21 protein-coding genes and 1 tRNA gene are annotated in these 21674 nt (G+C 58.2%); 11 read left to right on the forward strand and 11 right to left on the reverse strand.

The window, feature by feature from the left end; all coding sequences use genetic code 11:
• Positions 1-68: 68 nt before the first annotated feature.
• From ACWORE_RS06120 to ACWORE_RS06135, 4 genes are all read right to left on the reverse strand, one after another.
• Positions 69-833, reverse strand: a complete 765-nt coding sequence (locus ACWORE_RS06120) for an ABC transporter permease (RefSeq protein ID WP_221924145.1) — start codon at positions 831-833, stop codon at positions 69-71.
• Positions 834-863: 30 nt separating this feature from the next.
• A complete protein-coding gene (locus tag ACWORE_RS06125; RefSeq protein ID WP_455303341.1) occupies positions 864-1838 on the reverse strand; it encodes an ATP-binding cassette domain-containing protein in 975 nt (324 codons plus the stop codon).
• Positions 1839-1924: 86 nt separating this feature from the next.
• Positions 1925-2140 carry a hypothetical protein gene (locus tag ACWORE_RS06130; RefSeq protein WP_455303163.1) on the reverse strand — a complete coding sequence of 72 codons (216 nt, stop codon included), beginning with the start codon at positions 2138-2140 and terminating at the stop codon, positions 1925-1927.
• 58 nt (positions 2141-2198) lie between these two features.
• A complete protein-coding gene (locus ACWORE_RS06135) occupies positions 2199-2828 on the reverse strand; it encodes a hypothetical protein (RefSeq protein WP_455303164.1) in 630 nt (209 codons plus the stop codon).
• 307 nt (positions 2829-3135) lie between these two features.
• On the opposite strand from ACWORE_RS06135, the gene ACWORE_RS06140 reads away from it, so the two are divergent.
• Both ACWORE_RS06140 and trhA read left to right on the forward strand, forming a co-directional pair.
• A complete protein-coding gene (locus ACWORE_RS06140; RefSeq protein ID WP_406605563.1) occupies positions 3136-5217 on the forward strand; it encodes an alkaline phosphatase family protein in 2082 nt (693 codons plus the stop codon).
• Positions 5218-5347: 130 nt separating this feature from the next.
• A complete protein-coding gene (trhA, locus tag ACWORE_RS06145) occupies positions 5348-6058 on the forward strand; it encodes a PAQR family membrane homeostasis protein TrhA (RefSeq protein WP_455303165.1) in 711 nt (236 codons plus the stop codon).
• 119 nt (positions 6059-6177) lie between these two features.
• On the opposite strand, the gene ACWORE_RS06150 is transcribed toward trhA, so the two are convergent.
• Positions 6178-6250: transfer RNA gene (locus tag ACWORE_RS06150), tRNA-Thr, on the reverse strand.
• A gap of 227 nt (positions 6251-6477) precedes the next feature.
• Between ACWORE_RS06150 and thrE the strand changes: the two genes are divergently transcribed.
• The 5 genes from thrE (at position 6478) to ACWORE_RS06175 (ending at position 11640) form a co-directional block, all read left to right on the forward strand.
• A complete protein-coding gene (gene thrE / locus ACWORE_RS06155; RefSeq protein ID WP_296137254.1) occupies positions 6478-8085 on the forward strand; it encodes a threonine/serine exporter ThrE in 1608 nt (535 codons plus the stop codon).
• A 102-nt stretch (positions 8086-8187) separates the two neighbouring features.
• Entirely contained in the window at positions 8188-8655 is a 468-nt protein-coding gene (locus ACWORE_RS06160) for a histone (protein ID WP_455303166.1), read from the forward strand.
• 225 nt (positions 8656-8880) lie between these two features.
• Complete coding sequence (locus ACWORE_RS06165; protein ID WP_455303167.1) at positions 8881-10410, forward strand: alpha,alpha-trehalose-phosphate synthase (UDP-forming); 1530 nt, start codon at positions 8881-8883, stop codon at positions 10408-10410.
• Positions 10403-10774, forward strand: coding sequence for a 2Fe-2S iron-sulfur cluster-binding protein (locus tag ACWORE_RS06170; protein ID WP_455303168.1), 372 nt, complete (start codon positions 10403-10405; stop codon positions 10772-10774). Before ACWORE_RS06165 ends, ACWORE_RS06170 begins: the two co-directional genes overlap by 8 nt.
• An 8-nt stretch (positions 10775-10782) precedes the next feature.
• Positions 10783-11640, forward strand: a complete 858-nt coding sequence (locus ACWORE_RS06175; protein WP_455303169.1) for a trehalose-phosphatase — start codon at positions 10783-10785, stop codon at positions 11638-11640.
• Between the two features lie 59 nt (positions 11641-11699).
• Here ACWORE_RS06175 and ACWORE_RS06180 read toward each other — a convergent pair whose 3' ends face one another.
• Positions 11700-12893, reverse strand: coding sequence for a LacI family DNA-binding transcriptional regulator (locus tag ACWORE_RS06180; RefSeq protein ID WP_455303170.1), 1194 nt, complete (start codon positions 12891-12893; stop codon positions 11700-11702).
• 187 nt (positions 12894-13080) lie between these two features.
• Between ACWORE_RS06180 and ACWORE_RS06185 the strand changes: the two genes are divergently transcribed.
• The 3 genes from ACWORE_RS06185 to ACWORE_RS06195 are packed head-to-tail and all read left to right on the forward strand — an operon-like array spanning position 13081 to position 15879.
• Positions 13081-14100, forward strand: a complete 1020-nt coding sequence (locus tag ACWORE_RS06185; RefSeq protein WP_448234548.1) for a metal ABC transporter solute-binding protein, Zn/Mn family — start codon at positions 13081-13083, stop codon at positions 14098-14100.
• Positions 14101-14108: 8 nt separating this feature from the next.
• Entirely contained in the window at positions 14109-14888 is a 780-nt protein-coding gene (locus ACWORE_RS06190; RefSeq protein WP_406605554.1) for a metal ABC transporter ATP-binding protein, read from the forward strand.
• A 16-nt stretch (positions 14889-14904) separates the two neighbouring features.
• Positions 14905-15879: a metal ABC transporter permease gene (locus tag ACWORE_RS06195; protein WP_455303171.1), complete on the forward strand. Its 975-nt coding sequence runs from the start codon at positions 14905-14907 to the stop codon at positions 15877-15879.
• On the opposite strand, the gene rlmB is transcribed toward ACWORE_RS06195, so the two are convergent.
• From rlmB to ACWORE_RS06210, 3 genes are all read right to left on the reverse strand, one after another.
• A complete protein-coding gene (gene rlmB / locus ACWORE_RS06200; protein ID WP_455303172.1) occupies positions 15833-16792 on the reverse strand; it encodes a 23S rRNA (guanosine(2251)-2'-O)-methyltransferase RlmB in 960 nt (319 codons plus the stop codon). The two genes, ACWORE_RS06195 and rlmB, sit on opposite strands and share 47 nt — an antisense overlap.
• Positions 16793-16873: 81 nt before the next feature.
• Positions 16874-18295: a cysteine--tRNA ligase gene (gene cysS, locus ACWORE_RS06205; RefSeq protein WP_455303173.1), complete on the reverse strand. Its 1422-nt coding sequence runs from the start codon at positions 18293-18295 to the stop codon at positions 16874-16876.
• A gap of 40 nt (positions 18296-18335) precedes the next feature.
• Positions 18336-18926 carry a CarD family transcriptional regulator gene (locus ACWORE_RS06210; protein ID WP_455303174.1) on the reverse strand — a complete coding sequence of 197 codons (591 nt, stop codon included), beginning with the start codon at positions 18924-18926 and terminating at the stop codon, positions 18336-18338.
• Positions 18927-19138: 212 nt separating this feature from the next.
• On the opposite strand from ACWORE_RS06210, the gene ACWORE_RS06215 reads away from it, so the two are divergent.
• Positions 19139-19798 carry a hypothetical protein gene (locus ACWORE_RS06215; RefSeq protein WP_455303175.1) on the forward strand — a complete coding sequence of 220 codons (660 nt, stop codon included), beginning with the start codon at positions 19139-19141 and terminating at the stop codon, positions 19796-19798.
• 150 nt (positions 19799-19948) lie between these two features.
• On the opposite strand, the gene ACWORE_RS06220 is transcribed toward ACWORE_RS06215, so the two are convergent.
• A complete protein-coding gene (locus ACWORE_RS06220; protein ID WP_296137228.1) occupies positions 19949-20662 on the reverse strand; it encodes a hypothetical protein in 714 nt (237 codons plus the stop codon).
• Between the two features lie 115 nt (positions 20663-20777).
• Complete coding sequence (locus tag ACWORE_RS06225) at positions 20778-21500, reverse strand: carbonic anhydrase (RefSeq protein ID WP_406605549.1); 723 nt, start codon at positions 21498-21500, stop codon at positions 20778-20780.
• Between the last annotated feature and the right edge of the window lie 174 nt (positions 21501-21674).

Genomic DNA, 21674 nt, shown 5'->3' on the forward strand with positions numbered 1-21674 from the left:
ACATCATTCTTTCTCTAACGATTATTTATGGCTTTTATTCACGGTCTCTGGCGCAATCTGGCCTATTGTTATGAATTTTCCTTACGGAATGTACGAGTCCCCCACCAGATACCGGCAAAGAAAATGACAAGAGACCACAGAATTCCCCAGGTCACGGTTGCGGCATCAGGGTTTTCCGCGAAGATCGCGCGAACAGCATCGACGATATACCGAGTGGGCATGAAGTCCGATAGCCGTTCGAGCCACGCGGGAGCCAGTGACATTGGCAAAATAATTCCGGATAACAACAGAATAGGCATGATAAGCATATTGGTTAGGGGACCCATGACATCTTCGTCTTTACTGGTCAAAGCCAGTGCATTCGATGCGGCTGCCGACGCCGCACCGGCAAACAGCGTGATGATCATGCCTAGGACCACACCCGCGATAGGCGCTTTCATCCCCATCGCATAGCCCAAAGCAATGAGGATGGTGGATTGGACGCCCAGTTGGGTCACATCGCGCATGAGGCGCCCGCATAGCAGTGCAGTCCTACTAGCTGGGGTAACGCGCTCAGCTTCGATCACTCCGTCACGCCACTCGGCAATAACGCCAAAGCCGACGAACATCGCACCGAAAACGGTCAGCTGAACCAGCAAACCGGGAACAAAGAACGTGTAGGCGTTCGTCGCACCGAATTGGGCTGTCAAGGGCTTGAGTAAGGGGCCGAACAATACCAAATACATCACTGGTTGCAATAAGCCGATGATGATCCAGGCGGGGTTACGGAGATTCATGCGCAATTGTCTGCGGCAGATAATGAAACTCTCACGGAAGAAATTAGATATACCCATGAACTATCCTCAAAATAAAATTGTGGAGAATTAATCTCGCAACGACCGGCCAGTCAGTGATAAAAAGACGTCATCCAGGGTGGGGCGCCGGACATTAAGATCCGCGATACCGATCGACTTCTCATCTAACGACCTGATCAGATCCGGCAACAGATGGCCGGAGTTATAGAGTTCTGCTTCTATGAGGTCGCCAGTTACCTTTAAATCAGGAGTTGTCGACGCATCTGCTCCTGACATCACGCGGGTGATGATCTCCGCGGCCTCGGCCTGGCGTGTGGCGTCGTCAAGGCGGAGAGAAACGTGATCCCCAGAAACCGAGCTCTTCAGATTCTCTGCTGTATCTGATGCAATAATTCGTCCGTGATCGATAACAATGATCCGATCTGCTAATGCATCGGCCTCATCTAAATAATGAGTTGTTAAGAAAATCGTTGTACCTTGGTCTTCACGGAGGCTACGAATGTGGTCCCAAAGGTTGCTTCGCGCCTGTGGATCCAGGCCAGTCGTCGGTTCATCCAGGAAAACGAGGCCCGGGCTATGAATCAACCCCATCGCGATATCAAGACGCCGGCGCTGACCGCCCGACATATTCTTGGGTTCCCTGCCCCACAAACCATCTAAACTAAACTGTTCAAATAATTCATGTGCGCGACACTGAGCATCTTTTTTACGTAAGCCATACAGCATGCCATGATCCATCAGTTCCTCGCCCGCATGCGCATTGGAACCGGCCGAGCCCACCTGGCTGACATACCCGATATGGCGACGGACCTCCACGGGCTGGGTAGCCACGTCGAAGCCTGCAACACGGGCAGAACCATTCGTCGGCTTCAACAATGTCGTGAGCATGCGAAGCGTCGTCGTCTTACCAGCACCATTAGGGCCCACGAAGCCGATAATTTCGCCGGGATCAACGTGCAAACTCACACCATCGACGGCTTTTACCGGTTTATTATCACGACCGCGACCACGAAAGGTTTGGGTCAGGTCATGCGCTTCAATCATCGGCTTACCAGGGCTATTAGGCATGGCTCACATCATGCCAGAAAACCGGCTAGCTTGGCACGGGACACAACCCCTCGGCGAAAAACCTACAACGTCACCAACTGAAGACCTAAACCTTCGAGTACTGGCTGAATGACCTTGGCCCCTGGGGTAGTAGCATCCTCTTCACTACCATAACTCGCTATACCTGCTGCGTAGGCAGTCGCATTAGATGGATCCCTGGGATCCGTAGCCCATACGATCCCGCCAGAATCGCCGTGGTCCTGAATGCCATCAAACTCAAATGAATATTTCGAGACCATTGACTGGTAATCTCCGCACGACAAACCCGAACGCCAGCCCAGGCGACAAGTATATGGCCTAATCTGTTCTAATTCTTTCGGACCCCAAAAACCTTTCACTGTGACTGGAACACCATCCCATGTGACCCCCCGGAGCCGTATGAATAAATTTGCGGTACTTAGGATAAATCTCGATCAATCCATAGTCTCTTCCTGGACCAATGTTTTTTATAGTTCCATCGAGAGCGCTCCATACAAATTCACCTACATTGACTTCCTCACCATCGTCGGTCTCCAGATAAACTTTGTCGCCCTTATTGCCGCAATGTCCCGCAGTGAGGTTAAAAACACGACCTGAGTTACCTGGGTCATATACCGTCCAACCCCACGAACATGTACTAACATTACCGTTTGAATCCTCAATATAATATTTTCCACCGGGCGTAAACAGATTACCTTGTTCCAGTGATTCAAAGTCCTGGGAGTCCCGAAGAATTTTTCTTTTCTGAGGTATGGAAGAATCCTGCCGCACTCGTTGTCCACTTGCAGCCCGTCCGAGGTTGCCACCGCCGACTTGAGATTGATCGATAGTCGGACGTGAACGTCGGGTCTGATTCGACCAATCAGGATTGAACGATGGTTCTATCTTCTGTGTAACTGAAGTCTCTGGCGGGCTGGATTTGTCCGAATCATCATTATTTCGAGACACAACGACAGCTACTAGCGCAACAGCAACGACGCCTGCTAATAATTTTTTGCCCCACTACTCATAGGCAGATTTTACATTCACTTAGCAGCATTAACGGAGCGATCGAGATTATTATTACCCCCACAACCAGGCATAACAATCACTCGGCTAGGAATTTATCCAGTTAATCAACGAGAAGAGAGCACCTCATCCAGCTCTTTTCTATCGGAGGAACTAATAGTCCTTCGCGTTTGCATCGGTTCCATTCTTTTAGATTTCATGCGCCTGCCACCTCATGTTTCCCTTCCTCAGATACGCTACAAACCCTGTGAAAAGGTTCCAGCAAGCAGTTAATCCCCACGACAACACCGAGTCCGATACGCAACCACACGGCCAACGGGAGCAGCCTCGCGTCCGACGCACGGGTCTGAGCCGGCGTTCCTTCTTAAAGGGTGCAGCAGCCAGTGCAGCAGCCGTCGGTGTTTCCACTTTTGGTAGCTCACTTCTCCCCCGTTCTATTCTTCAGCAAATTGCTACCGCCGCACCTGCTGGTTCTCTCGAGGACGTCAAACACGTTATTTTCCTCATGCAGGAAAACCGAGCATTTGATCACTATTTCGGTTGTCTCAAGGGTGTTCAAGGCTTCGGTGATCCCCACCCGCTGCCTCAACGCACCGGCGGAACGGTGTTCGAGCAAAAGGACTCGCGTGGCACCGTAACTCTGCCATTCTCTATTCGCGATGCTGCAGGCCGTCAATCAATGAACGCGGAAAACGTCGACGCCCTCGACCATGAATGGGAAGGAGGCACCTCTGCCTTACACGGCGGGTGGTGCGATAACTGGATAGAGGCCAAAACTTCCTCCACGATGGCCTATTACGACCGGCACGACTTGCCATTCCAGTACGAACTCGCCGACACATTCACGGTGTGTGACCAATACTTTTGCTCAGTGCCGACGAGTACGTCGCCCAACAGAAACTACTACTTCTCCGGATACACCGGATTCGAACCCGCTTCTCCGTCGGTACGCGCGGTGGATAACCGAGCCTACGATGATGGGCACCCCGGCTACGACTGGCCTTGCCTAGCGGAAATCCTGGATAATACCGGCATTGACTGGCGCGTGTACCAAGAGTGGGACAATTTTACCGATAACAACTTCGAGTACTTCCGCTACACCAAGCGAATTTCAGAAAAAGTTTTCGCTGGCCACAACAACTTCGGGGAGAATTACTACTCGGCGCTCGCCACCGCGACTGAAAAGAACGACCGCCCAACAGTTCAGAAACTGACCGAGGAACTAACGCAGAAGCTTGAGCAGTTAACGCCGACGGAGCGACGCATTTTCGACCGCGCGCTCTATCGCTCTGAGCCGCACACCATAACTCAGCGCGTTGAGCACGACATCGCCGCAGGAACGCTGCCGCCCGTCTCCTGGATCGTGCCGTCGAGCACCGAATCTGAACACCCATCGGCATCGTCGCCGCGTGCGTCGGCGAACCTTATCTATCGCCTCTTAGATGCTCTGGGAAAACACCCTGATGTGTGGAAACACACCGCACTATTTATTACTTTCGACGAAAATGACGGATATTTCGACCACGTTCCACCGCCCCGGCCACCGCGCAGTGAGGAGGACGAGTGGTATCAGGGTAAAGCCCTCGGCTTCGGTAACCGGGTGCCCATGATCGTGGTGTCCCCGTGGAGCGTCGGCGGATATCGCTGTTCGGAGGTGTTCGACCACACCTCTGCGTCACAGTTCTTAGAGGCGTGGAAGGGAATTTCGGTTCCCACCGTGTCGCGATGGCGCCGCACAATTAGCGGGAACTTAACCAGCGCTTTTGATTTCTCTCATCCTCAGCCTTTCACGCCTGCATCACAGCCGCCACCGACGACAGAGCTCGAGCCGCGCTGGCACCCACGACCGCCGGAAAAGGGCGTGATGCCACAGCAAGAGGCGGGACGGCGTCCCCAGCGGCCCCTGCCCTACCAACTCTCTGCGGCAACTACGGAGCAGTCCTCAGATAAAACTATCCAACTCCACCTGACTAACGACGGCCCCGCCACTGCGAATTTTCTGGTGTTTTGTTTCCACGAGGCTAAAGACCCGGTACGGATGGTGGAACCTGTTGAGAACGAGAGCGGACGCGGGTTGAGTAGTGTGGCCCAGGGGGCTGTAGACGACCGAAGCGAGAGGCCATCCAGCGACAACCACCGCGAGGATGGGGACGGCGACGATTTAGGAACGCCTGGAAAAGACGTTGTCGCATGCGACGTTCGTGGCACGATGACTCTCAAGATTCCCACGGCGAAAGACGGCCACTACGCCATCGTTGTGAGAGGCCCAGCAAACTTTCACTATGAAACGAACGGAACCGTGCTTAAGTCCAACACACTGCATAGTTGAATTCGGACACTAGGGAACGGGCCTCGACTAATACGCGAAGCGTTCATTGGGTTTGCATTCCAATAGGCGAGCAATCCGGCATGCGTATACCCCGACGCATTCGCACGCGAGAGTACATATACTTTCTGCTATGAAACCTGTTTCAGCGGACTCGCCACGACGTCATGCACACTCCGCCGTTCCGTATGATCGCGGGCCCAGGCCCATTTTTCGTGGTCGCCTGCATGAAATTGCCGCCATCTATTTCGCAGGCACTTGTACTGCACTCGTGGCTGCCACTGCTGCGCTCCATGACAGTGCACCTTTTATCGCTGCAACAGCCCTTTACTGCGTGTGCCTCCTTGGAATGCTTACGGTGTCGGCTCTCTATCACCGGGTGCCGTGGCATACGAAGCGCGCTGTGGATATATGGAGACGCGCAGACCACTCCATGATCGCCATTTTTATTGCCGGCACCTATGCACCCGTCGCGGTGTACGCCTTCAACTCGATGAGCGACGGATTGTGGATCCTCCCTACGGCGTGGATCGCTGCAGGTGGAGCCGTCGCGGTTAACCTTCTGTGGCCCGACCATCCCCGCTGGCTTGATGTCGTCATTTATCTAGTTTTGGGCTGGCTGGTGGTAGTGAAAGCCGCCGCGCTCGTGTCACTTATCCCTGTTGCCGCTTTAGTTTTAATTATCGTCGGAGGCGTTATCTATTCACTTGGTGCCATAGTGTACGGGGCTCAAAGCCCCAACCCGTCTGATCGCTGGTTCGGCTTCCACGAAGTGTTCCATGCGTGCACCATCGTCGCGGCTGCGTTGCGCCACATTGCTATTTGGTTATTAATGGTGAAGTGAACGGTCTCAGCACAACTCACCGAGAGAGGCGATAACTACCATCCTCGGCTTCGCACAGCATTCGCCATAGGCTCCGACCCTGAGACGTACAGCCCCTCAACCCCCAACCTGCCGTTTTGAGCTGGAGATGGGACTTGAACCCACAACCTACGGTTTACAAGACCGTTGCGCTACCGATTGCGCCACTCCAGCACACTGGACAACCTGCCTACGCCATGCGCAACCGCGCGGACAGGTTCCGTTAACCAGCTCCGTCATAATACACATAACTGTGTCCACAACGAAACAAACACCACCCCACCAGTGAAAACAAAACCGGCCACTACCCCACTCGCCTACACGGTAAGTTCTGTCGTAGCCTGTCACCACAAAGACTCCTCATTTCACCAATCCCGACCAGCGAAGGCAACGATCTCCCCATGGATTTTGTCTCAGGATTCAGCCAGGCGTTCCGCCGCATCGCTGGCTCCCGCGCCCCCGGCTCCACCGCCGGCGGGTCCAATCCTGTCGCCACCATCGACGCCGTCAAAGCCGCTCCAGCACCGTCGCCACTGAAACCCATCGACTTCACCAATGTCGACGAAATCAACGCGGTTCTCGACCTCGCCGCCCGTATTGGCGACGTCCTCCTGGCCAGCGGCATGAGCAACGGGGACGTCAAAGCCCACATGCACGCGATCACCGAAACATACGGCATTCACGACGTCCACGTGGACATCACTCTTAACACCCTCATGCTGCACACCACCATGGGGCCAACACAGGGTGCACTCTCAGCGTTTCGCGTCGTTAGTAAACTCAGCATGGACTTCGCGCGGTTAGAGGAAATCGACGTCCTCGTCCGACGCATTCTCACCGGTCGGTACACACGGGCCGAAGCAGCCGACGAGCTTCACGCGATCGTCACAGCACCCCCCACTTACAATTCCGTTTTTATCCTGATCATGTGGGGGTTTTTCACCGGATCAGTAGCATTCATGATCGGTGGACACCTTGCCGAGGCCATCATCTCTTGCCTCTCCGCCATCATTATCATGTGGGGGTCTGCAGTGTTGGCCGGCCACGGTCTTCCCTTGTTCTTCCAAAACGTCTTCGGCGGGCTTGTGGCCCCCGTCCCCGCCGCCTTGGCCTACCACGTCGGCCAACACTATGGAATAGAAGTCAACCCGTCAGTCTGTATCGGTGCCGGTATCGTCGCCATGCTGGCCGGGCTCACCCTGGTCCAAGCTCTCCAAGATGGCATCACTGGCGCACCCGTTACAGCGTCCGCACGATTCTTCGAGGCCGCACTCTCCACCGGTGCGATTATCGCCGGTGTTGCCTTCGGGCTCAACATAGCCTCCCGTTTGGGCATTCCTCTTCCCGAATTTGAAGGCTCTGCGTCCACCAACGTCGTTCAAAATGTCGTCATTACAGTGTCCGGGGCACTTGCGGGCGCATTCTTCGCGGTAGCGTGCTTCGCGCGCCTGCGATCCACCGTCATCACGACGGTAACTACCCTCATCGGTGCTGCGATTTACTACATGATCCTTATCCCCATAGGCTTCGGAACCATCGCAGCTTCTGGCATGGCGGCCACGCTCATCGGACTATTCGGTGGCCTCCTCTCCCGCCGATTCATGATCCCACCGCTGATTACCGCAGTCTCCGGCATTACCCCGCTCCTGCCCGGTTTTGCTCTGTACCGCGGCATGTACTCCCTCCTCAACGACCGACCATCCATCGGGTTCTCCTCGATGGCCACTGCCTTTGCCATCGCCACAAGCCTGGCGGCGGGCGTTGTTCTCGGTGAATGGATTGCGCGTAGGTTACGGCGCCCCCGCATCGCCACTGCCTACCGCGGAGTTCGCAACATCGTCCGACGGCCACTCGCGGTGAAGGCGCGCACCAACGGCCCTCGAACTCATGGTCCACGCACCAACGGCCATGGGAGTCCACGGACACCCAACGCGGGATCTATCCGAGCGCGCTGGCGCAATCGCTCCTACCGAAACACGAAAGCACGTTCGCAGTGGCGTCGTCGATAAAAACCGGATAAAACCCACGGTGGCGGCTACCACGAATCCCAACGTGTGAGCTACCATTATTCTGTTCACCATCCATCCCAGGAGGATTTTCCAGGAGGATTTGTGCCCCCCAAGGTCACTGATAAACGGGCAACCAACGCAGAATCGCTGCACGCCGTCGAAGAAGAAACAGCTATCGCGGCCCAACGCATCGTCGCTACATATGCAGAGGACTTCTTTGACTACACCACGCTGACCAGCATGCTGGGCGTTGAACCCAAAGGGCTGATCTACCGTCGGGTCGCCAAAGAACTCGGCGAACCCGAAATCCCCGGCAAGAAACCGGAAAAGAAAGCAGCCAAGAAGTCCAGCAAGAAATCGACCGGTAAGAAATCCACAGGCAAGGGCACGAAGAAGACCAGCAAGAAATCGACTAAATCGTCAGCGAAGAAGAGCACGAAGAAGTTAACCAAGAAGAGCACCAAGAAATCCACGAAGAAGTCGACCGGATCCGCAGCTAAGAAGAGTACGCGGAAATCCACTGCAAAAAAGTCAACAGCCAAGAAATCGACGACTAAGAAATCCTCATAATTAGTTAGGGCAATTAGCAGAGTACCGAGTAGGTCCGGGCTCGACGGCACGACAACCAGCGACCACCCACCACGCCACGCGCGCGGAGGCGGTCGCTTTTTACACACCTCTTGTGCACTCTTCAGAAGAGCTTACGGCCACAGTCGCTACGCCACCTTCCTCGGCACTACCCTGGAAGACGGAACTATCCGGAGCACCCATCAACCTAAACGAGGTACCAAAACCATGTCCTCATCTGACAACACCACACCGGCCAAAGCCGCCAGCACCGACACGCACGCCGACGACGCCGTCAAAGACACGTACTCGTTCATCGTCGTAGCCAACCGTTTACCTGTCGACATTGAGATCGACCCTGACGGCACCAAACACTTCGAACCGAGCCCCGGCGGCCTGGTCACCGCACTCAAACCGGTACTCAAGGAACACGAAGGCGCATGGATCGGCTGGCCCGGCGCGACATCCGAAGGGCCCACGGCAACCCCCGTCGCCGACCCGTTCACGACTGACGAAGGCATCACACTGATCCCGATGGGCCTGACCAAGAGGGATTACAGCGAATACTACGAAGGGTTCTCCAACGCCACATTGTGGCCCCTCTACCACGACCTTATCGTGACGCCGATCTTCAACCGCGACTGGTGGGTGACCTACCGCGACGTCAACACGCGCTTCGCGATGGAGGTGGCCCGGCGCGCAGCCGAAGGTGCAACAGTGTGGGTGCAGGACTACCAGCTGCAACTGCTGCCCGGCATTTTGCGGCAAATGCGCCCCGACCTGAAAATCGGGTTCTTCCTGCACATTCCGTTCCCGCCGGCGGAGCTGTTCCGCCAGCTGCCGTGGCGTGAAGAGCTGGTCCGCGGCCTGTTGGGCGCAGACGTGATCGGCTTCCACTCCATCCACAACGCAACCAACTTCCTCGAGCTCTCCCGCGACGTCGGCGGGTTCGCAACCCCCAGTACGGGCCAGCCGGATAGCCTGCCCGTCCGCGGCAAAGCCAGTATGAGGGAGATCACCGCCACAATCACTGCATCCGACGGTCGCCCCGTCGGCGTCGGTGTATTCCCGATCTCCATCGACACCAAGTCGGTGACCGCCGCCGCGAAGGACGCTGACGCAGAGAAGGTCCGCTCTGAGCTGGGCAATCCTGAAACCCTGATCCTCGGCGTCGACAGGCTGGACTACACCAAGGGAATCCTCCAGCGCCTCGAAGCGTACGAGGAACTCCTGGAAACCGGTGCGCTCAATCCCGAGACCACCACGTTCGTGCAGGTGGCGACGCCGTCGCGCGAGCGCATTGAGCACTACAAGGTGGCGCGTCGGCAAGTGGAAGAAGCCGTCGGGCGGATTAATGGCCACTTCAGCAGCATTGGGCACTCCGCGGTCACCTATATGCACCGGTCTATTCCGTTCCCGGATCTCGTCTCCTACTACAAGGCCGCAGACATTATGCTGGTCACGAGCCTGAAGGACGGCATGAACCTCGTCGCCAAAGAGTATGTGGCGTGCCACCCGGATGGCACGGGGTCGCTGGTGCTCAGCGAGTTTACGGGTGCCGCGGCTGAGCTTGATGGAGCGTTCCTGTGCAACCCGCATGACATTGATTCGATCAAGCGGCAGGTTCACTCCGCAGCGGTGGCGAAGAAAGAGGACCTGCGTGACCGCATGATGTCCATGTTCAACGAAGTGACCGAACACGACGTCCACGCCTGGGCATCGGCATTCCTCGACTGCTTAGAGAGCGACAATGACTAACAGCATTCCCGACGACAACTCCGCGGGCGACGACCCCGCTGACGACTCCGCCGCCACCCCTTCCGACGCAAAGCCCTCCACCGCGCACGTCTTCATGGAGGACACGGAGGAAGATATCGAATGGCCCGCGGGGAAACGACTCCTCTACGCCATGTTGGACGCGGGCTTGGACGCACCCTACGGCTGCACCGAGGGCGAATGTGGCGCCTGCCAGTGCGTCGTCGAACCCCATGACAATGCCACAACACACATGGTGCACAACAATGTGCTGGATGAGTACGACATCGCCGACGACATGACCTTAGTCTGCCAAACTGTGTCCGACACTCCTGGCGGAAAATTCGACGTCAGCTACGACTTTTAGGAGAACGAGTGTTTACCCCGTCCGATGACATTAACCGGGCCCTTCGCACCGCTGCCCACTGCCCCACACTGATGCTGGCCAGCGACTTCGACGGCTGCTTAGCACCGCTCAACAAAGACGCCATGGCCGTCACCGCTAATCCCACCGCCATGAATGCCGTCATCGACCTCGCCCACATGCCGCACACTTTCGGCGCACTCGTCTCCGGGCGGGATATTTCGAAACTCGAACGCCTCGCACGACGGACCGGACCTCAGGGACAATACATTGCCGACGACGGCCCCGACGATGTTCGCGACATCTCCGGAATAATTCTGGCGGGGTCCCACGGCGCTGAGGCGAATGACGGCAGTGGCGTCGAACCCAATGAGGAGCAAAAGAAGCTCCTTGAGCGCATGATCCGTGAGGCACACGCCGTCGCCGATAGCGCTCCGCACTCGGGCATGTTTGTGGAGGAAAAACCGCTGGGTGTCGGCCTGCATGGTGTGGCGATGAATAATGACGAGCTGGAACGCCAACTGCAGCAGAAGTTCGCTAACATCCTGGATTCGCTGCTGAATGGGACGACGGGGTCCTACATGTACGGCAAGCACATTCTGGAAGCGCAGATCATGGAGGTCGATAAGGGTAAATGGCTGGAAAGCGCCCGCGACCGGTACAACGTTGACGCCATCGTGTATGCCGGCGATGACACGACCGACGAGAACGCGTTCCGCGTCCTTCATGGCGATGATGTGTCCATCAAGGTCGGTGACTCTCACACCGCGGCTGTGTTGCGTGTTCCGGATACCGACGCTATTGCCGACGTATACCAGCGCTTGGCCACCATGCGGCGCGAGTACCTCACTGAGAACAGAGTGTTATAGCGTCGGCGACGTCAGAGCGCGACGCTGCGGTGGCGGTGTTGCGCAAAGTCGCTGCTACGTTACCGCGGCGGGCCGACAGTGCGCCCCATGATCAACGTCGTCTCCAACAACGTGTGTGAACCATGGGGTGCCGATACCTGACCTCGGGTACGACCAGCGCCCGTGGATGTCGTCGCGTTCCTGGACGAAGACGCGCCGGCACTTACCCTCCCTCTTGTGGCGTCGGAAATAAGGTCCTGAAGAACATGGCCGGCGGTACGACCTTTGTCCTTATTCGGCTGCGACACCGTGGTGATCTGCTGCTGCACGGCGAGGTCGATACCGTCGAACCCGGTGACAGACAGATCGCCCGGCACGGACAACCCGCGATCAGCAGCGCACTGCATCACAGCCAGCGCTAAGGAATCCGTTGTACATGCGACAGCGGTCAAGTCCGGGTGCGCATCCAATAACGCGCGGGCAGCCTCGCGGGTGCCGTCGGCATCGTTGATATAGCACTCTACGATCGGAATGTCCTCCGCAGAATCCGGGTGGGCGCCGCGAATCACATCAACGATGCCCTCGACGCGGTGTTTCTGCACATGCATGTGGGCAGTGCGCAGACGCTGCGGCGACACCTCGCCCGCGTTGGCCTCACGGTCAAGACGAATGCACAACACACCAATTTTCCGGTGACCAGCGTCGATAAGCTGTTGAGCCCCGGGCTGAATGGCAGCGTGGTCATCAATGCCGACGAAAGCGTAATCCTTCAGCTTCGGTGTGGAATACGGCTGATCACACACGACAGTCGGGAGGCCGCGCGAGGCCACGACCTCCAACGTGGGATCGTCCGAGGCAACCGAGTACACCACGAAGCCGTCGACGGCGGCTTGCGCCACGCGGTTAATTCCCGAGGCAGCACGGCCGGGAGCAGCAGGAATGAGTACCAGGGACGAGTCCAGAACCTGGCAGGACTCCGCCAGGCCCGCCAAGAAATCGACCGACGAGCGGTCCTCGAAGGCGTAGGTGAGTTCGTCGGTAAAAAGGACGCCGATCGCGTCTGCCCGGCGCGTCCGCAGGGAGCGGGCGGCGGGGTCCGGGCCGGAATATCCCAGCTTGTCGGCGGTAGCGAAGATGCGGGCGCGGGTCTCGGGCGACAAATGGTCGGGTTTGTTGTAGGCGTTGGACACCGTTGTGCGCGACACCCCGACGGCCTCCGCGAGTGACGCCAACGTAGCCTTATGACTATTTTTCGGGGATCGCCGCGGACTCATGTGTAGCAATCTTAGACCTTTGGCACTACCAGGACGGAACTTTCGCGCATTCCGGGCCTTGGGTCCTGTTTTCTCCCCTGAGATGCGCCCGAACTCTTTTGGTTGTCAATAAGCCGCATTGTCGGGGGCGGACGGAGCTTAAGAAAACCAATTGACATCATATTTCATTAGTGGTTCATTGGGGGACATGCGAGCGATAAAAAATAGGCGACGGTCAGCATTAGCATTCATTTTCGCCACTGGGCTTCTTACCGGAATGGGCGGGCTCACGGCCTGCTCAGACGACTCCTCCACGACGTCTGGCTCGTCGGACACCGTGGATGTCGTTGCATCAACTGCGCTGTGGGCCGACGTCGTCCACGACATCGCAGGGGATAACGACCACGTCAAGATCACGGGCCTGATCGAAGGCGACTCCGTCGACCCCCACGATTACAACCCTTCCGCCAAGGATATGGCGAAGATTAAGGACGCCGACGTCGTCGTCGGGAATGGGGCCGGGTACGACACCTGGCTGACAGAGCACGCCAGTTCCGACGCGACCGTCATCACTGCTCTTCCCCAGGAGGAGCATGATCACGACGGGGACGAGCATGATGGGCACGACCACGATGCACATGGTCATGACGGCGAGGCGCATGATCTCGAGAGCGAAGACGCGCACGACCACGACGCACACGATCACGCGGATAGCGACTCCGACCTGCCCACCAACCCTCACGTGTGGTACGACGTCGCCACTGTCAATAGCTTTGCAACAAAGATTGCGGACACGCTGAATGACAAGGACGGCGATATCAAAGCGTCGACCAAGGACTTCAGCGACAAAATCCACGCTATTGATGAGAAGATCAAGGCGCTGCCAGCCAAGAAGGTGGCGAGCACCGAGTCCGTGTCCGGGTACCTGCTGAAGGAATCTCCCATGGAGGATGTGACTCCCCACGGCTACCTCAGTGCGTCGTTGAAGGAATCGGATCCGTCCGCGGCTGATGTTGCCGAATTCACGTCACTCATCAACGATAAAAAAGTCGATATTCTGGTTAACAATCCGCAAACCGAAGACAGTGTCTCCAAGGACCTCGTCTCCGCTGCCAAGAAGGCGGAAATCCCGGTTGTGGATATTTACGAAACACCGGAAAAAGGCACCCACTACCTGGACTTTTTCTCTGAGGCCGTCCAACGGCTCCACGATGCCAGCAAGGAGTAAGACCACGCGTGAATAATCCGCGCACCCCCCACCGTCCCACCGGGGCTAATGACCGCCCCACCGGGCCTACCGACCGCGCCTCCGGTCCCGTCATCGAACTCAGCAAAGCGAGTATCGAGCCACTCTGGACCGACCTCTCCCTTGCACTGAACCCCGGCGAATGGCTCACCGTCCTCGGGCCCAACGGCGTAGGAAAATCCACACTCCTCGGTGCCCTCACCGGGACGCGAAAACTGACCTCAGGGCAAGTCCATGTCAACGGGACCACCGGTTTTATCCCGCAGCAGCGCATGTTCAGCCCGACGCTGCCGCTGCGCGCGCGGGACATCGTCGGTCTATCCGGTGGGCACGGTATCTTTCGCCGTCGACGACTCCCAGCAGCGCAAATAGACGAGGCACTCAACACTGTCGACGCAGCGCACCTGGCAAATAGACGCATCGGCCACCTCTCTGGCGGCCAACAGCAGCTGATCCGTCAAGCCAGCGCGATCGCGACACACCCCGATATCCTCCTGTGCGACGAACCCCTGCTCAGCCTGGATTACGCTGCACAAAAGCAAGCGATCCGGACCATCGACGCACAACGACGCGACCACAACACGGCCGTCGTTTTCGTCACGCATACGATCAATCCCGTTATCGACGTCACCGACCGAGTGCTGTATCTAGCGCCGAATGGCCACACTATCGGCACGATTGACGACGTCATCACGACCGACGTCCTCAGCGAGCTGTACGGCACCCACGTCGATGTGGTCCACGTCAACAGCAGACTCGTCATCGTTTAGGAGAGCGCACCAGTTCATGCCAAATACCACGATCACCTGGGACACCTGGTGGAGTGACACCACCGAACTCCTGCACTACCCCTTCGTCCACCACGCGCTGCTGGCTGCCGCACTCCTCGGAATTATCTCGGGGCTCATCGCACCGCTGATCGTGATGCGGCGCATGTCATTCACCGTGCACGGCACATCGGAACTTGCGCTCATGGGGGCGTCGGCTGCGCTCCTCGCCGGGATTAACGTCGGTGCCGGCGCCGTCGTCGGATCCATCGTCGCGGCCATCGCCCTCGCGGTGCTCGGAATGCGCGATACCGACAGCACTGTCGGCGTGATCCTCTCCTTCGGGATGGGGCTCTCTGTTCTCTTCATCTACATCTACCCCGGCAAGGCGAGCAACGCGTTCTCCCTGCTCACCGGCCAAATCGTGGGCGTGTCCGGCGCGGCTGTGGGGATGCTCATCGCCATCACCATCATCGTCATCGCGACACTCGGTTTACTGTGGCGCCCACTGCTCTTCGCGTCCGTTGACCCCGACGTCGCCGCAGCGAGCGGCATCCCCCTACGCACGATCAGCATCGTGTTCGCCGCCCTCGTCGGACTCGTCGCGGCCCAAGGAGTGCAGATCGTCGGCGCGCTCCTCGTCGTGTCCCTCCTCATCACCCCCGGCGCGGCAGCTGTTCACGTCACAGCGTCGCCACGAAAAGCAGTCCTCTTATCGACGATTTTCGCCGAGGTGTCTGCGGTAGGCGGGCTTGTTCTCTCATTGGCGCCCGGACTCCCCGTCAGCGTATTCGTCACGACGATTTCGTTCGCGATCTACCTAGTGTGCCGACTGATTGGGTGGCGGACACAGCGCGTCATCGTCGGATCGGAGGCTACGTCGCGCGAAACCACGCCCGGGTCTTCACATCACGACGTCAGTTCGCAGGATGTCAGCCCCGATAACGTCAGCCCCGCGACTTCACCGCACGACGCTGCCGCGCAAACTCGCTGAGCACCACACCGGCGGCCACGGACGCGTTGAGCGACTCAACATTGTCCGCCATCGGGATCGACATCACCGTGTCACACGTCTCGGACACCAAACGGGACAGGCCCTTGCCCTCGGACCCGACGACCACCACCACCGGCGTCGTCCCGTCGTAGGTATCCAAAGTATGGTCCCCGCCGGCATCCAAACCGACGACCTGATAACCCTCTTTTTGGAACTGCTTGAGCGCGCGAGTCATATTCGTCGCCTTCGCGACGGGCAGGCGAGCAGCCGTACCCGCCGAGGTCCGCCACGCCACCGCCGTCACCGACGCACTCCGGCGCTCCGGAATGACCACACCGTGACCACCAAACGCGGCCACCGAACGGATCACGGCACCCAAGTTTCTCGGATCCGTGATGTTATCCAGGCACACGATCAATCCCGGCGACGATGACGCGTGGGCACGATCAATCAAATCCTGAACGTCGACATACTGGTATTCCGGAACCAGCAGCCCGAGGCCCTGATGCATCCCGTTGCCAGTCATCCGGTCCAGCTCAATACGCGGAACCTCCAGGACAGTGATTGCACGGTCACCGGCAACGCGCACCGCCTCGGTCAGGCGGTCATCATTATCGGTACCCTCCGCAACGTATAGAGCCGTCGCCGGGACCTTCGCCCGCAGGCACTCCACAACCGGGTTGCGGCCAACAACAAGCTCCGAACCATGCAAATTTCGCCGATCGTGACGCCCAGATGCCTTCCGCTGCTGCTCGACCTTCCGTTTGTGCGCCTTGTGGTACACACGGTCTTCAGCCTTCGGCGTCGGCCCCTTGCCGCGCAAACCTCGGCGTCGCTGACCACCAGAACCCTTCGTTGCACCCTTCTTATTCGATTTACGAATAGCGCCATGGTTCCGCGAATGACCTGCCATTAATCCTCCTTCTGTCCCAGCTGCCTACGTAGTCCCAGGCCCGTCGTGTTCGGGGCCCGATCTATTCAGCGCCCGACGATCCTACTGCTCCCACAACTCCCACTCGGCCCCAGAGGGCGTGTCAGTCACAACGATGCCCGCAGCTGCCAACCGATCACGGACCGCATCGGCCGTCGCCCAGTCTTTCTCAGCGCGAGCTTTCGCACGGATATCCAACTCCGCGCGCACCAACGTATCCAACGCGTCGTGTTCCGCACCAGACTCCGCGGCAATCTCCTGCCACTTCTCGTCCAGCGGATCGACGCCCAGCACGCCAAGCATCGCGCGAACCTGTTCACCTGCAGATACCACGCTCTCAACGGCATCACTATCGTCCCGACGAGCCGCATCCAGACGCGAATTAGCCGAACGAACAACATTGTGTGCCTCAGCCAACGCGGCCGGAACGCCAATGTCATCATTCATCGCGTCGGTAAACGCGTCCGTAACCTCGGACCGGCCCAAAGTGCGATCATTTTTCGCCGCCACACTCGACGCCGCGTGAACAAACTTCTCCAGTCGCCGATACCCCGCGGCTGCCTCACGCAGAGCGTCCTCGGAGAACTCCAACATGGAGCGATAATGCACTGACCCTAAGTAATAACGCAGCTCAACGGGCCGGACGATCTGAAGAAGGTTAGGCACGGACAACACATTGCCCAAGGACTTCGACATCTTCTCGCCAGCCATGGTCACCCAGCCGTTATGCATCCAATAGCGGGCGAATCCATCACCCGCCGCATGCGCCTGAGCGATCTCATTCTCATGGTGCGGGAACTTCAAATCCAGGCCACCGGCGTGGATATCAAACTCCGCGCCCAAATATTTCGTCGCCATCGTCGTGCACTCCAAGTGCCACCCCGGACGGCCACGGCCCCACGGAGTATCCCAACTCGGCTCCCCCGGCTTCGCAGCCTTCCACAACGTGAAGTCACGCGGATCGCGCTTACCCGTTCCTGCGGATTCGCCCTGATCCATCTCGTCGAGCTTCTGGCCAGACAGGGAACCATAATCAGGCAACGACATCGGACTCAAGTACACGTTTCCGTCCACGGCGTAGCCATGGCCAGCGTCGATAATCCGCTGCATGTACTCGATCATTTCAGGAACATGCCCCGTCGCATGAGGCTCCAACGACGGCGGCGTCACGCCCAACTGATCGTAGGCCCACTGGAACTCGCGCTCATACGTCGCCGCCCACTCCCACCAGGGACGATTGTGCTCCGCGGCCTTGTTCAAAATTTTGTCATCGATATCAGTGACGTTCCGGATAAACGCCACGTCAAGGCCCATGTAGGTCAGCCAATTACGCAAAATATCGAAAGCCACGCCCGAACGCAGGTGGCCAATATGCGGCGCCGACTGCACTGTCGCACCACACAAATACACCGACGCATGCCCCTCGCGGAGGGGAACAAAATCACGTAACTGACGGGACGCGGAATCGAAAATACGTAAAGTCACGCCCCCAGCTTATCGGTTCGGAGCGTGACCTAGCGAAAAACTAATCCTCGACGTCCTCGTCCAAGTCAATAATGTCGGAATCGTCCGAGGGGCCCGGCTTCTTCGTCGAGTCCTCGTCCTCCCCCAACAGCTTGGCGCGGTGCCGGGCAATAGCCTCTTGGGCCTCCTGGTACATCGCGTCGGCCTTGGCGTCGTCGGTGCCGTCGGCAAGGGCGAGCTCACCCACCAACACCTGGCGGGCCTTCGCCAACATGCGCTTCTCACCAGCGGAAAGGCCGCGGTCTTGGTCACGACGCCACAGGTCACGAACAACCTCTGCAACCTTGTTCACATCGCCCGACGCCAAACGCTCCTGGTTGGCCTTGTACCGACGGGACCAGTTGCCGGCCTCTTCAACATCGGTTTCGCGGAGAACGCTGAAAACCTTGAGGAGCCCCTCTTCCCCGACAACATCGCGAACACCGACAGACTCCGCGTTCTTTTCCGGAACACGGACCGTTAAGTCTCCCTGGTGAACCTTCAGGACCAAATAATTGACAGTCTCACCTTTAATCTGGCGCTGCTCTTTCTTTTCAATGACGGCAGCACCATGATGCGGGTAAACGACGGTATCCCCAATGTTGAATTCCATGAGTCCCTTCAGATCCGCCGCGCACGCCCACCGCGTGCGGACAGGTAAAGCGGTGTGAAAAATTGACGTTTCAGCGCGTCTATCATAGCACTACCCCCTGATTAGCCACGACGAACGTCACAAGACTATGTGGAAACAGATACGTCGCGTTAATGTAATAATTAAATTCTGTGCGCTGAACAGAAAACCCTGACGCAAAATAAGACGAATACGTGGCTGCCCCACAGCTTCCTATGGAGGACAAAATGTCGTTGAAGTCGGCTTCCCTACGTTCCGGCATCGCCATTGTCGCTGCCGGTTCCGCACTGGCCCTCAGTGCATGCGGCGCGGGCCAAATTTCCCAAACCGCCAACCAAGTCCCCGCCGTCGACGGGGGAGCAGCCAATGCTGAGGACAACAACATCACGCTGCGCGATGTGACCGTCCAGCCCAAGACCGACGACCACGGCGGAGCCGTCGCCTTCGCTCTTTCTAACATCGACCCCACCAACACTGAGCGCCAACTGCAGCGTATTAGCGTCGATGGCCAAGAGGTTAAGGTTGATGGCAACAAGGATCTGAAGCCGCAGTGCCAGATCGTCGGCAATAACGAAAAGGCCATCGAGGCCATGGGCGCCAACGATGTGCACACCAACAGCTCTGCGTCGAAGAGCGCCAAGGCTGATCCCAATGGCGAATCGCGCATCAACTGCGTCAGCTACGTTCACACCAGTTTCGACGGGACTCCCACGCCAGGGACCGCCGTCAACGTCACCTTCACCCTGGATAACGGTGAGGTTTCCATGAAGGCGCCGGTCGCTGCGTCTGTTCCGGAAGCTGGCCAGACCTACCGTGACGAGGAAGGCGTTTTGAAGGACGCGTACAGCAACTAATCGTTCAGCAACCGATAGCTGACTGAGAGCTAAAGCGCAGCCAGGCAGACCGAAGCCCCGGAGGCTAGTTCATAGTTGAACTGCTCCGGGGCTTTCTTGTGTCGCTCTGTCGCTGTCACGGGCGGGCGGCGACACGCCGCCACGCTGCTGCTACGTCAGGTTAAACGTCGTCGGCTCTGAGTGCTGGTCACCAATCAAGGTATGCAGGTAGTACGAGCCGCTGGGCACGGCGACGCGGTCCGAGCACTCGCCCGGCGCGGACGTAGTCCGGGACCAGCTCAGCATGTAATTCTTCGTCTGACCAGCACCGATATCCAACGCGCCCGTTGCTGCCGGATTGTTGCAGTCCACATCGGACCAGACGCGCTCATTCGTCTCGAGGTTGTAAACCTCAAACTTCATCGGAGCCTTAGCCAGGTCCACATGGCACGATCCCTTGTTGGGATTGTGCGCGATCAAGTATAAGCGCGGCATCTGCCCCGGCTCGTAAGAATCCGCATCCGTGCGCGCCTCAACTTGCAGGTCATTGACATCGCACGTCTCTTTCGCGTCGGGTGCGACCGACGGCTCTGCTGACTCGTCGGGTTCTTCCGACTCAGACTCATCAGGATTCTCAGATTCCGACGACGGACGTGCGCTTTCCGACGAGCGCGACGACGTCGTGGGTTTCGTCGACTTTGTGGTGGTGGTCGTGACGCTGGATTCCGTCGCAGTTGACGACGAGTCCCCGCCGCCGCTCAAGGCCGAAATGACCCACCACAACAACGCGATGACAACAACCACGATGACGACGGCGGCGATTCTCCGCCGGCGATAGATCTCGGGTGGATGTGGAAGACCGTTGTAGTTACCTTGAGCGCTCACGTGACTAGATTAACGGGAACTCGCGCTGCCCCGCCGGAAAGCGGACGGCGTGTCACCTCATGCGGGGTCTGGTAGTCCGACGCGGAGTGGTTATGTGCGGCCAACTCGCTATGGTTTACGGCATCGCCACGCCGCGCGCGGTCACCGCCTCTACCTGGCCGTTTTCCAGTAAATACCGGAGACCGACAACGCCGACGGTGCAGTCGGCAAGCTTTGCTGTGATTTCCGGACTACGACCGACCACGTGATCAACAATGGACCGCACATGCTGCTTTTCGTAGTCATCGGTGGTGGTGTGCCCCTCAGAGCGCGCAACCATGACCGATGGCGCGACCTTCTCCACGAGCACGCGCTGGAAGGATTCCGGGACGGCGCCCTGAGACATGGCCTCCGAGGCGGCTTTGACGGCGCCGCAACTCTCGTGCCCGAGGACCACGACCAGTGAGACACCAAGACCCTCCACCGCGAACTCGAGTGAGGCCAGCACGGACATGTCCACGATCTCGCCGGCCGTACGGATTACGAAGACATCGCCAAACCCCTGGTCAAAGAGCAATTCGACGGGGACGCGGGAGTCCGAGCACGCCAAGACCACGGCTTTCGGGGCCTGCCCTTGGGTCAGGCTGGACAGCCGGTCGCGGTCCTGGTGCGGGCGCAGCGCCTTCCCCTGCACGAAGCGGTCGTTGCCGTCCAGCAACTGCTGCAGCACAGCCTGCGGGGTGCGGTCGTCCGCAGACGTACCGGTGTTCGCGTTCTTATTAGGGCCCGCGTTCGTACTACGGTACGCGTTCGTGCTAGGGGTGGGCTGCGGGTCGGAGCCGGGTGCTGATGTCGTCATGAAAATCCTCCGGAAGAAAAGTCCACATACTGGTTGGCAGGGTGCCACTGCTCGTCATGGGTGGCTCTACCTCTGCACCTCTGCTCATCACCGGCGCGCGTCATCAGGGGCACACAGACACGCGGGTCACCACCGGGCAATGCGATCAGGGGCGTCGCCTCATAACCGTACTCA

The sequence above is a fragment of the Corynebacterium sp. c7Ub_26 genome (assembly GCF_053760365.1).